The following is a 12,096-nucleotide window of genomic DNA, read 5'->3' as shown; positions in this document are numbered from 1 at the left end:
AATTTTTTTAGGTGCCTTAACCCAAATAAAAGAGTTAATCTTTTTGTCACTTAAAACAAAGTATATCCAAATGATTGCAGAACAAATTCTTCAATTTGCAAAAGATCAATTAGAAAAAGGAACTACTCCCCAAGATTGTATTATTAAACTCAAAGAGCAGGGAACCTCCCAAAGGGATACAGTAGTTGCTCTAACGAAGGTTTATAAAATGCCACCTAGAGAAGCTGATAGGCTTGTTCTTTTTTCTGAATGCTGGAAGGAAAACTTAGAAAATACAATAGCGGTTCGAAATGCTTTTTGGGATGTTGTTGAAAACTATTCTGAAGAAGATGAAATCTAGTGGACTAGTGATAATTTTACGGAATTTAATCATTCTACCAATCTTCTTAACATTAAAAATGATGGTAAATTGTATTATGCGGATCTCTTTTTTAGATAAGCTTAGCAAAAAGCATTCTAAAAACGGGTAACAAAAAGAAAAGAGATAACAAAATAGCTAAAACAGCGATGAATGCTAGGTTTGTTATCTCTTTATGTCAACCTATGTAGGTGTAAATAGTGCCCAGGACAAGATTAAAGTCGTCTTTTATATTGTTGTGTACCTTAGTAAGATAGAATTTTTGTTGGGTTTTGGGTACTGAGTTGGTACTTTAATTTTGGGAGAGGTTATAGGTATATGCTGAAATTATTTTCATGTTGTAATATCTAAATTTTTGCAAATTTTAAAATGTATCATATAGAAGTATGAGTAATGTATTTTGTAAATGAGTATAGAATGGGAAGTGTGCTTTATTTGGGGTGTTAAAATGGAACAAAAAAGCTCTCTTTTTCTAGAAGAAGGAGTATGTTATTAGGTTAGATATTATGGCTTTAAAAAACAAAACTATGGAAGTATTTATGAGAGAGATGATTTTTATGGGGTGAACCTAGATATTTGACAAGGTGTGAAAAAATGAATGATTTTAGTGTTTTTAACACTATTGATTATTAATAAACACGCACATTAAAGTTTTTTACTTAAATAATATAGTTGATTTTTTATGCAAACTTTATTGTTTTTATCAATAATGTGAAAATTAAAAACTGTTTATATTTTTTTGTTGTGTATGGATATTTATCTACATTGGGTTATATAGATGATTTGTTTTATACATTGTTTTTTGATGTTTTTAAATATTCGTTTATGTGTTTTGTAATTGTTTTTTATGAAAAAACTCTTAAAACTTAAGCAGATGAATTAAGAGAGTTTCGAAATTGACTCTTACATTACTGAACAGAATGTAGTGTAATTATAACAGGAACACAGCAATAGTAGCAATTAAAACTAAAACAACTCAAGAAATTATTTTTTGAAGAAATAAATTGAATATCTGAATAATACAAATTATAAATACTCATGTTGGAAGAATTTATGAATAGTGGTTTACTTTCAATAAAGGAAGATACCCATTTTGAGAAGCTTAAAAAGTCAGCTGTTGATTTAGCGAAAAGAATAAAAAAAAGTAATACGAAGATAATATCTTATGTATCAACAGCTCTAGATCCTAATGTGCCTCCTGACAATCTTAATGTAGAAGAAACAAAAAAAGTAATAGTAAAGCACTGGAATACATTTATTGCACACACACACGATACTCCTATAACTTATATTCGAGTTGTGATGTTAGAAGCACTTAAAAATCTTGGAAAAGAGATTGATATAGCTTCCCTTATTTGGTTATCAGGAAGGAATATTCAGCAATATTTTGAACTTAAAGAAAAAGAAAGAAAGTTAACTAATAATTTTCTTTTAGGCTTAGGGAAAAGGACAGAAGAAGAAGCCGTTAAGAAATGGTCCTTGCCTGCAGATGATGAAATATATAGGTTAGTAGTTGAAATTAAAAATTTATCTAAGATTCAGATTAATGAAGAAGAATTATTGAGTGGTTTAAAGGCTGCATCAATTCATACTGGACATTCAGAAGATGGAGAAAATCCACAGATACCAGCTGCGAATAATGCTGTTTGGGCAACATTTTTTTCTGAAAAATCTAGTGAAACTATTGCGGATTTAATTAATGAAGCTTTTACTAAACAACATAATGAACTTCTAGCTAATCAAACAGAGTTTCAAGAAGCAGTAAATAAATTACTATCAAAATTAAATACAGATATTTCTAGACATAGAAAAACACTTAGAACACAATTATTGTGGTGGAAAGAAGCTTGTTATTCAACTTCAATAAATAACAGTTATAGAGGTCAAAATGATGGCGTTTTACAGTTGTTATTAGCTAAAGATTATTCTGACTTCATTCCTACTATTTTTCCTACAAGTGTTGATTTCTTTTTAAGAGAAACGCATAATAGTTTAAATAGACCAAGCTCTAAAATAAAAATATTAGATTTTATGAAAGAGTTAAAAGAATCTGCAATAAACCTTAAATCGTTATTTCCTGAATCTGGATTAGAAGTATCAAGAGGCTCTCTTCTTGATTTTGTTAAAGGGATACTTTGGGATAAATATAAACCTAATCAAATTGAAGAAATTGTTGGCATTTCAGGAGAAGTAGAAATAGAATTGTCAGAATTGACTAAATGGATTTTTCATGATATACAAGCATTAAAATTGTAATAAAATAAAGACAAAATGGAGAATACATGCTCAAATCCTAATTGTGCTGCACCTGCAGTTGATTGTCATGATATAAAAAAAGACTATAAAAATAAATGTGATCATTGGCTAAAAAATAACCCTAGAAAAGAAAATAAAGAAAATAAGGTTGTTCGAAAACGAAAGACTGATTTACCTTGGACGGGAGAAGCGTTTTTATATGATCAAATAGATGTAATAAGTAGAAGGAGTAGTCCTTATTTCATTGGCATTATAGGTAAAGCTAATGCTGGTAAAACAACCTTTTTAGCTATGCTTTATACATTATTACTCAGAGGTGAAAAATTTCGTAAATTTGAATTTGCTGGAACCCAAACAATTATTGCTTGGGATAGGTTATACCATACGCTTAATATTCAACAGAATAAGGTTGCTTTTCCTAACCCTACTCCATCTGAGTATCATAGATTACTTCATATAGCTTTAAAAGATAAGAACAAAGGTCAATTAAAAGACATTCTTTTTTCAGATGCTTCTGGTGAAGTCTTCACGTGGTGGGCTAAAAAACGTAATGCAGAAAATGCAGAGAATGCACAAAAAATATATCTAAATTCAGATGCTTTCATTTTATTTATTGATTGTGAAGATTTAATTAAACGCAAAAATTTAGCTAAGATAGAAATTATTGATTTAGCTGAAAACTTGAAAAGAAATTTAGGAAATCGACCTCTTGTTGCAGTTTGGTCAAAATCAGATAAGAAAGATGATGTACATCCTAGAATAAAAGAATCTTTAGAGGATGAGCTAAATGACCAATTTAGCCAATACAATTATATAGAGATAGATATAAGTAACTTTTCTAAGGAAGATCCTGATGAGGTAGTGCATAAAAATAATATTGCTGTCGTTGATTGGTTATTGGAGCGAATCGAAAAAACATCAAGTACAAAGCTTCTCGTAGATAGAGTAGATAAAAATGATTTATTTCTTAATTATAAAGGTAATGACTAAACAACTATTAATAATAGGTAAACCAGATTCTTCAAAAACAGTTTTTGTAACTCAGCTATATTCTAAATTACGTCAAAGAAAAAGTAAGTTAAAATTAGATGAGAAAGGAATAGATGATTTATCACCAATTATTGATGATAAAGCTGCTCTTGCTATGGGAAATGAACCAGAAGCAACACCCACAGAAAAAAATATTCAAATGAAATTGCCAATTAATTTTGGTGATGAAAATTTTGATTTAGTTTGTCCAGATTATGGTGGAGAACAAGTAAATAAGATTGTTTCAACAAGAACTGTTAATAGAGCATGGATAAGAGCAATAAAATCTAGTAATAATTGGATGTTTTTTATTCGGCTTTCTAGTCTTAATAAAGCTACAGATTTAAGCCATTTGACAATGACGGAAAATCATAGAAAAGATAGGGAAATAACAGAAGAAGATTCTTATTTTATATCGGATCAATCCTCTTTGATTGAATTAATGCAAATAATATTACATCATAAAGAGCATGATTATCATTTTAAAATGTCAAAAGTTAAGCTAGCGATAGTTTTAACTTGTTGGGATGAGTTAAATACGGAAAAAACTCCTATTGATGAACTCAAAGAAAGCGTACCTTTATTACTTAACTTTATAGAAACTAATTGGGATCAAAGTCGTTTAAAAGTACTAGGATTATCAGCTTTAGGTTGTTCTTTAAGTGAACTAGAAAATAAGGAAAAATACGAAATAGAAGGAGCTGAAAGTTTTGGCTTTTATATAAAAGAAAATGGTCAAAAAAATAAAGACATTACAGAACTATTAATAGAAGTATTAGAGTGAGTATAATAACAATACATCAATCTTTATGTGGAGAGTATAATAAGGCGTGGGGTTCGTTAAAAACAACACTAGTAGATCTCTTTTTGGCTGATAGTATAGCTTTTAAAGCAGATTTACCAGACCAAACGGGTAATGTACCTTTGAATCCAACAATACGAGGTTTTTTGCAAGGTGATTTTTTTTTACTGATGAAAACTTTTTCAGATGAATCTTTAGAGGTTAGACCAGGTAGAAAATTTTCGCATGTATTAATTATTCAAAAAAAAGATATAGAATTAATATATGACATTAGTTTGTTGTTTAAATACTTACCAAATGAAATTAATAAAAATTTAGTTATTAAACCAATTCAATTGGATTTAAATGAAGTAGAAAGCAAGATTGTTTTTCCTGAGAGTTTGAATCTTAGATTTAATAAAGTTATTAATGGGTATAATAACTTATCTAACTATCAAAACACAATAATTTGGGTTGGTAAAGAAAATTTTGAAATGGCAGTGTCTCGTTTTTGGAAAATTCTAACAATAGAAGATAAATACAATTTGAATTTTGGAATTAACTTTAATTCAGATGCAATTTCAATAGACAAGATTAATTTTATAACAATACCTAAAAATATTGAAAGTAAGTTCTTACGTAAAGATTTTTGTGTTGTAAGGATCCATGATGCTTATACTTTAACTGGAGTTTTAGAAAAATTATTAGCGGGTGATGAAGGTATAAAAAGAAAAATTCGTCTATTTAAAAATGCTATAGGAATACCTTTTTTTAATAGAGAAGATATAAATACAGTTGCTGTAATTCTCAGTACGTTTGAAAACTATTTAGAGGAAACAGATTTAAAGAAACTAAATACTCTTTCGCAAGTAGTTGCTAAATATTCACCTAGTAAAGAGAAAGGAGTAGAGTTTAAAAAGAAACTAGTTGAAGCTATTTGTTTATTACTAAAGAAGGGAAATAGCTCTAGTTTGTTAATTATTAAACATTTTAAAATAAATAGTTTTAATGAAAGTGAAGAAGCCTTAAAGGTATCTATAAAAAAATGGCTTCAAAATAATCTTTTTTCAGTAAGCGAAACTAAAAAGAATAATTTTTCAAAAATCATAAAACATTTACAAGAATCTGAACTTGATTGGTGGGGAGAATTTGTATACAAAAGTATATCTGAATTCTTATCTAAAATTACTTTAGATCATGCAAGAGTTATTTTACATTGGTTAGAATCTGATGTTGAAATCTTTAAAGATTTGTTAGGGAAGGTAGAAAATTCCGAATCATCTGAAGATTTCTTTATAAAAGCAGTTTCCTCTAATATTACTGAAAGTGTGCTATCTGAGTTTATATTGTTTTCTAGAGAAAGAAAATGGTATAAATTTCATGCAAAGATGTTGTTAATTCAACATTCTCCAAAAGAGGCATTACTCCAACAGATTGTATATGAAGAAAAAACTTCTATTAAGGGGCTAGAATTAATTCTAAAAAAAATGAAGCCTCAAGAAATTTTAGAATTTACTATTAATAATAAAGACGATAGGTTGATTAGAATTTCAGGAAAACTTTGTTTTGAATCACCTAATTTATTAGAAAAAATTGAATTTAACAATTCTATCTGGAGAGAGATATGGCTTTATTCAATAGGTATTGGTAATAGTATAGATGATGGCTTTAAGAATCCAAAAGAAAAAATATTTGATTTATTTGATTTTTTGATCAGTTTAGATTCAATGAAACCAACACTGGTGAATATAATAAAAGAATCTAAATATATTAACCTACTTGATTATACTAAGAGAGAAACTTTTTTAGAAAAACTACCTCATTATGAAAGATCTAAATTTTTGCGTGAAACAGCAATAGGGTGGTTTGAGGCTTTAAATGCTAATCCGTCATTGAAATTCCCAGATGATGGTTTGTTATTGGAGTATATAAAAAAAATTGGAGTAAAAGAGTATTTAAAAAACAATACAAAAAATATAAGTATTGTACTGCCTCTATTTAAGAAATTTCCCTTCATTCTTAAGGATAAACTAGTTTCCTATTTAGAAGATTATAAGTACAATTTGAATTCTATAGATGCAATTGATTTGGGAGAGTTTATAAAAAGAACAAAAAATAAAAAAGCTGCATATGTTGTATACAAGAAGTTAAGAAAGAATTCCCTAAGTCTAAATAACAATTGGAGATACGTAATAACTGAATGTGCAGAATTGCTAGATATGTGGTATTATTACTCTCTTGTATATTTAAATCTCCTTAATCCTATTTCTATGGATGAAAATGAATGGTGGAAAGCTACAGAAGAAGTATTTACAATGCTTTACCCTACTCCTCTAAAACTATCAACACTATGGAAAAAGGCAGGAGGAGATGAAGCAGATTTACTTATTAGTGGAACGACCAGAGATGCTTGGGAAGATGCTTTAACAAATTTAAAAAATAAGAAGTACCCTAACATTACTATAGAATCATTATTAGAACAAATGAAAAAGGATTACAAAAATAATGATAAAGTTAATATCATAAATAATCTAAGGAAAGAATACCTTTAATAACCCTATTAATTTGGAAAAAATGTTAAATAATGTATTAAAAGGAACAAAAATAATTGAGTCTCTTGAAAATTACTCTATAGTAGATACTCCTTCAGAGAAAGAAGTACTAGAAGAAAATCTTATAGAAGAAGAAACAGAAGAATATAGTTCCTCTAATCAGTTTATTTTAGAAGATCGTTTCTGGGAACAAATTATGGCAAATGAGAGTGAATATAGGAATAAAAAAATCACTTTGCGGAGATTTGCTATTTGTGATTGGGTTGCTAGAGTGCCAGGATTGTATTGGACTGATAGTTCAAGAAAACTTAGGCAAAGAGCTGGAAAACATATAGTTAAGAAAAGTAAGGATTTTGTAGAATATAGACCAATAGGAAAGTCAATGAAAGTCGTAGGTGGAGTAGGAACAATTCATTTGCCTCCTGATGATGATGGGAAAAGGCTGATTTCGGTAAGCTCAAGTGGAAATGCATCACTTGGAATCCCTATTCTAATTTTCCCAGATGTTATTGATTATTATAATTTAAAGGAAGGAGATGTCGTTGATATTATAGGAGCAAGGTGGCAACCATATAACAGATCTTGGTCTAAAAATTTTGCGTCGACAAAAGATATTCCAAGAAATTACCTTGTCGTTAATGATCCATCCCAAATAGAAGTTTTACGAAGGGGAGTACCTATAGTCTATCATCCTTTTTCTATTATGGAGTATCAGCATAATGATGCATTATTGTATGATTTTGTTTATTTGTCTATTGATAATAAAGTAAATAATAGAAGATCGGAATTAGATTCTTTTTTTACTAATTATAGTAAAGAAAAAGGTAGAAAAGGCAAATACATTATTAATCCTGATATGGTCAATCCAATTTTTGAATCTACTTACAATTTCCCTTCAGAGATGAAAGATGCTTCAGAATTAGCACAAATAGGATTATTATATGAAAAAGTTAGAGAGACAATGTTTGATGGAGCAATTTTAGACAAAATAATTAAAATTTTACCAACTTATTATTCTAACAGTAACTCTATAAGAAGACTAGCAAAAAACATTGGTATCAGTGACTCTATTTTTAAGGAAGATAAAGGAGCTTTGATGTCTGGACAATTAATAAATTATTGTGTTGAAAATAATAAGATAGAAAATTTAATTGATAGAATATGTAATGAATATTCTGAAATTTTAAATAAAATATAACATGGAATGGACTAGGAGATTAACTCAATTAAATGATACATTGAGTGATTTAGTACCTATACCTGATAGTATACCTAAATTTGTGAATGCTGCTGGATTAAAACCTTCAATGGTTAATTTTAATGGTACAGCTCAAGATATATGGTGTAGTGTTATTGATGAAGCAAAAAAACAAAAGCGGATTGATCATTTGATAGAGGCTGTACTTGAAAAATATCCTAAAAATCCTTATCTATTATCTGCAAAGGATATAGATGAAATTGATTATTCTTTTGGTCCAAAAATATTAAGATGGGCAGGTGTAGATGATGATACATTAGAAAAATTAACCATTGAAGGTTTTAATACATTACTACCAATTAATTTTCTTGCTAAAGGAGTTAATATAAGTAGAGCTGTTGCCAAAATTGAAATAAAAAAAGGAAGAAAAAGAGACGTAGGTACAGGATTTTTATTTAAGGTAGAGGGAATAGAAGATTTGTTTTTCATGACAAATAATCATGTGTTAAAAAATAAGAGTGTAATAGAAAGGTCTAAAGTAATTTTCGATTTTGAAGAAGATATAGATGGTAATACTAAGGCTTCAAAAAGTTTCTTAATAGATTCTAATGGACCATGGTATACTTCTCCTGTTTCTGAGCTTGATGTAACTATTTGTAAATTAACAGGTGATAATGAGTTAAATGATTTCGGGTTTATACAGTTGAAAGAAATTAATATTGATAAAAATGACTTTGTTAATATTATACAACATCCAGGAGGCCAAATGAAACAAATAGCATTATATCATAACATTGTAACAAATACTACAGATCGGCTTGTTCAATATCTAACTGATACAATGAAAGGCTCCTCAGGGGCTCCTGTATTTAATTCTGATTGGGAAGTAGTAGCTTTGCACCACAGCGGCGCAAAAGGAAAAATAAATGAACCAAAACTACAATATGCCAAATATAGAAATGAAGGTATTTTGATAAATAATATTATAAAGTTTTTAAAAGAAGTACATGAGTAAAATAGGGAATATTAATTTGTATAATGGGTATGATCCATGTTTTATCTCTTCGGAGATGCCTGTCAATTTACCAACAATAGAATTTTTTTTAAAGGAAGATATTTTTATACCTAATAATAATGAAACAGGTATAATTGATTATATTAATTATAGTGTTGTTTTGTCATCTTCTAGAAAGTTTGCTTATTATTCTGCATCAAATATAGACGGAGATTCATTTGTGAAAATACCAAGAAAAGATTGTTGGAAAAAGGATCCTAGGTTTCGTAAATTTCAGTGGGGAAGGGAATTATATAAAGCGGAAATGAGTAATTTTGACAAAGGACATATGACAAAAAGAGAAGATGTTCAATGGGGAGGAGATAATGGTTTTGTACGTGCAGCATCAGATACAACATATTTCTATTCTAATGCCGTTCCTCAACATTCTCGCTTGAATCAAAGGATATGGAAAAAATTAGAAGATTATATTCTATATAAGGAAACAAATTCTAATAAATTGAGGATCTCTGTTTTTACGGGACCAGTATTAAGTGATTCAGATCCATATTTTGTAACTGCTATTAAAGGCGAATCAATTCAACTACCTATATTATTTTGGAAAGTTATTATTTTCCCAAAGTCGGACGGGAAGCTATATAGAGTCGGATTTCTTATGAGTCAGAATAGATTACTAATCGATAATAATATTGTAGAAGAATTAGAAAATGATTCTGATGACTCTGAATTGTTTATGCAGTTCGATGATGCAGAAACTTATCAAGTTAATATTAACTTAATAGAGAACATAACAGGTTTGAAATTTTCTGATGCAATAGATTCTTATGAAGATGATAGAAATATTAAGTTAGTATTAAATCAAATAGATGTTGACTCGGAACTAGAAAGTTCCATGACAGAGGATTATTCAATACTGAATTTAGTTTTGTAGGAGCATTGTTGCTCAACTTAACAAGCTAACTTAGGGGAATAAAAAGTCTACACCAAGAACTGAGCATATTGCTCAATCCGCTCCGCCCGATCGAGTCCATTAACGACCAGCCGAGCCTGGTAAAAATCCTGCTGTTGTGGATTGATAAATTTACTCAAGGGAATACCCGTGAAAGAACCATTCATCATGCCATAAACCAAAATACGAGCGGCATAAGTAGGATGCAGTGCCAGCTCAGGGCGAGCCACTAAGTCCAGCCCTAGAGCAGTTGACATTTTTTGATAGTTTTCTTTCCAGGTTAATTGGACAAAACCACGCCCATAATAGCCCGTATGCCAATAGCGAGCTTGTTTGTTGTAGAGGTCGGTTTGATTGGGGGCTGCTTGTCGTTCCTGAATGGGTCGAAGGCTGCTTTCATGCCAAGCGGTTGCCAAGATATACGCCAGTTTATTGGGATCACCATCACCGTATCGGTGAAAGGCAGCCACAATTTGGCGAATAGCATCCTTTTGCACGTCGTCCATGGAGCCAAAGGCTTTTGTACAAGCTTGAATGGCTCTATCCTGAGCGAGCTTAAGTCGCATTATAAGGACTAAAAGAATAAACAAAACGAGCAAAAAAGTGCCCCCGATCCATTTAACATAAGGGTTTTCTAAGTTAATATTTTTCATGAGTGGTTCAATTGATAGTGATAAATTCCATAGCCTGTTAGTAAGACCGCTGCAGCAACAACACCAAGGGTAATAGCTGTAGAAGTCCAGGAAGATTTAAGGGGAGGATAATCTTGATTCAAAGAATCAATTAATTGTTTTTGATAAGGGCTATTGATGCGTAAATAATAGGCAATCATTCGCTCCCTAAAAGCATTAAAAATGGGAGCTTGCCCTCTACGTCCAATTTGCCGATTGAGCGCCTGCAGAGAAGCTTGGCCAAAAGCCCCATCAATGGAGAGCTGCTCTCCAAAATCATTTAGAGTGCCTTGCATTTCTTTAATGGCATTACCGCCAGCGGAGCTTTTCATATCGGCTAATAGATCCGCAATAGCTTGGCTCTGGATGGAGTCGCCCTGGATCTTATCCCAATACTTAAGTTTATAGATTTGCATGGCTTCTGAAATGGTCAAGGCTTGCATTTCAGCCTTAGAGACCATGCGGCCACGCCAAGCAATAAGGGTTGGCGCAGCAATGCTTCGGTTGGTACCAATGAGAGCGCCCACGCCGACTTGATTGCTCGACCAATTGCCCTTGTCGTTGTACAAGTCCTGGTAACCTGCAACGATTCTACGCCAACGGCGTTTGGAGGGTAGCATCCAACTGTTAAAACTAGCCATAGAAAGAGGGTTTAAGGTCTGTTTAGGAGGTTGAAAAGCAGCAGCTCAAGCACTAGGAGCTTGAGCTGCAGGGCTGGACTTGACATAGAGCCAACGCAAGAATAAAAGCACGATTAATACGAGCAAAATGGGCTTTAAGATGGTTAGTAGATCCTGCATAAAGGTAGGTTCTTTTTTCTGCTCGCTCGACCACCACCAATAGCCAGTTCCCCCAGCGCCTAAAAAGAATGGAATTAATAAAAACATGGGTTCAGGGTTAATTTAGGATTGGGCTAGTTTAGCAATAAGTTGGGTTAGGGTGATGCTTTTTTGATTGGTGTACTTGAATAGCATTTGCTCGGTTTTAGTACCAAAAACACCATCCTCAACCAACAAGGGAATAAAAGTCGGGGTGTGCTTTTTATGGGTATCGTTGAGCAGCTTTTGGAGCTTTTTAACGTTTTCCCCTCTACTGCCCATTTTTAGAATGGGGTCGGTGCTGGTGCTTGTAGTGGAATTGGAGCCATTATTAATGGCAGGAGTAGGGGATGTTTTACCAGGTAATCCAGCAAAGATTTTATGACGATAAAAGTACAAGACCAGGAGCAGCCCCAATAGCCCAGCCGCAATGAGCGGCTTTTGGTATTGGTTGAGTTTATCTTTCATG

General features: G+C 31.4%; 11 protein-coding genes. 8 read left to right on the top strand and 3 right to left on the bottom strand.

Going from position 1 to position 12,096, the window contains the following annotated elements; all coding sequences use genetic code 11:
- Nucleotides 1–70 precede the first annotated feature (70 nt).
- The 8 genes from AsAng_RS14335 (at nucleotide 71) to AsAng_RS14300 (ending at nucleotide 10,120) form a co-directional block, all read left to right on the top strand.
- Nucleotides 71–340, top strand: a complete 270-nt coding sequence (locus AsAng_RS14335; RefSeq protein WP_264793473.1) for a hypothetical protein — start codon at nucleotides 71–73, stop codon at nucleotides 338–340.
- 1,056 nt (nucleotides 341–1,396) lie between these two features.
- On the top strand, nucleotides 1,397–2,614 hold the full coding sequence (locus AsAng_RS14330) for a GTPase-associated system all-helical protein GASH (protein ID WP_264793472.1): 1,218 nt from the start codon (nucleotides 1,397–1,399) through the stop codon (nucleotides 2,612–2,614).
- Nucleotides 2,615–2,629: 15 nt separating this feature from the next.
- The gene (locus AsAng_RS14325; protein WP_264793471.1) at nucleotides 2,630–3,604 is read left to right on the top strand and encodes a TRAFAC clade GTPase domain-containing protein; all 975 of its coding nucleotides are present in this window, start codon (nucleotides 2,630–2,632) and stop codon (nucleotides 3,602–3,604) included.
- A complete protein-coding gene (locus AsAng_RS14320) occupies nucleotides 3,597–4,427 on the top strand; it encodes a TRAFAC clade GTPase domain-containing protein (protein ID WP_264793470.1) in 831 nt (276 codons plus the stop codon). The genes AsAng_RS14325 and AsAng_RS14320 overlap by 8 nt, the downstream gene beginning before the upstream one ends.
- Complete coding sequence (locus AsAng_RS14315; RefSeq protein ID WP_264793469.1) at nucleotides 4,424–6,976, top strand: GAP1-N1 domain-containing protein; 2,553 nt, start codon at nucleotides 4,424–4,426, stop codon at nucleotides 6,974–6,976. Before AsAng_RS14320 ends, AsAng_RS14315 begins: the two co-directional genes overlap by 4 nt.
- A gap of 22 nt (nucleotides 6,977–6,998) precedes the next feature.
- Nucleotides 6,999–8,174 (top strand): hypothetical protein, encoded by a 1,176-nt coding sequence (locus tag AsAng_RS14310; protein ID WP_264793468.1) that lies wholly within the window; start codon nucleotides 6,999–7,001, stop codon nucleotides 8,172–8,174.
- Nucleotide 8,175: 1 nt separating this feature from the next.
- The gene (locus AsAng_RS14305; RefSeq protein ID WP_264793467.1) at nucleotides 8,176–9,189 is read left to right on the top strand and encodes a S1 family peptidase; all 1,014 of its coding nucleotides are present in this window, start codon (nucleotides 8,176–8,178) and stop codon (nucleotides 9,187–9,189) included.
- Nucleotides 9,182–10,120, top strand: a complete 939-nt coding sequence (locus AsAng_RS14300) for a DNA/RNA non-specific endonuclease (RefSeq protein ID WP_264793466.1) — start codon at nucleotides 9,182–9,184, stop codon at nucleotides 10,118–10,120. The genes AsAng_RS14305 and AsAng_RS14300 overlap by 8 nt, the downstream gene beginning before the upstream one ends.
- A 47-nt stretch (nucleotides 10,121–10,167) precedes the next feature.
- On the opposite strand, the gene AsAng_RS14295 is transcribed toward AsAng_RS14300, so the two are convergent.
- The 3 genes from AsAng_RS14295 to AsAng_RS14285 all read right to left on the bottom strand — a co-directional run bounded on the left by AsAng_RS14295 (nucleotide 10,168) and on the right by AsAng_RS14285 (nucleotide 12,095).
- Nucleotides 10,168–10,791 carry a glycoside hydrolase family 19 protein gene (locus AsAng_RS14295; RefSeq protein ID WP_264793465.1) on the bottom strand — a complete coding sequence of 208 codons (624 nt, stop codon included), beginning with the start codon at nucleotides 10,789–10,791 and terminating at the stop codon, nucleotides 10,168–10,170.
- Nucleotides 10,788–11,450 (bottom strand): glycosyl hydrolase 108 family protein, encoded by a 663-nt coding sequence (locus AsAng_RS14290; RefSeq protein ID WP_264793464.1) that lies wholly within the window; start codon nucleotides 11,448–11,450, stop codon nucleotides 10,788–10,790. The genes AsAng_RS14295 and AsAng_RS14290 overlap by 4 nt, the downstream gene beginning before the upstream one ends.
- 261 nt (nucleotides 11,451–11,711) lie before the next feature.
- Entirely contained in the window at nucleotides 11,712–12,095 is a 384-nt protein-coding gene (locus tag AsAng_RS14285; protein WP_264793463.1) for a peptidoglycan-binding domain-containing protein, read from the bottom strand.
- Nucleotide 12,096: the final 1 nt, after the last annotated feature.

The organism is Aureispira anguillae (assembly GCF_026000115.1).
Lineage (GTDB): Bacteria > Bacteroidota > Bacteroidia > Chitinophagales > Saprospiraceae > Aureispira > Aureispira anguillae.
This window is presented reverse-complemented; position numbering and strand designations above follow the sequence as displayed.

What these genes read in the sequence shown, in the direction of transcription:
- AsAng_RS14335 (WP_264793473.1), top strand. Translation starts at nt 71, where the DNA reads ATGATTGCAGAACAAATTCTTCAATTTGCAAAAGATCAATTAGAAAAA.
- AsAng_RS14330 (WP_264793472.1), top strand. Translation starts at nt 1,397, where the DNA reads ATGTTGGAAGAATTTATGAATAGTGGTTTACTTTCAATAAAGGAAGAT.
- AsAng_RS14325 (WP_264793471.1), top strand. Translation starts at nt 2,630, where the DNA reads ATGGAGAATACATGCTCAAATCCTAATTGTGCTGCACCTGCAGTTGAT.
- AsAng_RS14320 (WP_264793470.1), top strand. Translation starts at nt 3,597, where the DNA reads ATGACTAAACAACTATTAATAATAGGTAAACCAGATTCTTCAAAAACA.
- AsAng_RS14310 (WP_264793468.1), top strand. Translation starts at nt 6,999, where the DNA reads ATGTTAAATAATGTATTAAAAGGAACAAAAATAATTGAGTCTCTTGAA.
- AsAng_RS14305 (WP_264793467.1), top strand. Translation starts at nt 8,176, where the DNA reads ATGGAATGGACTAGGAGATTAACTCAATTAAATGATACATTGAGTGAT.
- AsAng_RS14300 (WP_264793466.1), top strand. Translation starts at nt 9,182, where the DNA reads ATGAGTAAAATAGGGAATATTAATTTGTATAATGGGTATGATCCATGT.
- AsAng_RS14295 (WP_264793465.1), bottom strand. Translation starts at nt 10,791, where the DNA reads ATGAAAAATATTAACTTAGAAAACCCTTATGTTAAATGGATCGGGGGC.
- AsAng_RS14290 (WP_264793464.1), bottom strand. Translation starts at nt 11,450, where the DNA reads ATGGCTAGTTTTAACAGTTGGATGCTACCCTCCAAACGCCGTTGGCGT.
- AsAng_RS14285 (WP_264793463.1), bottom strand. Translation starts at nt 12,095, where the DNA reads ATGAAAGATAAACTCAACCAATACCAAAAGCCGCTCATTGCGGCTGGG.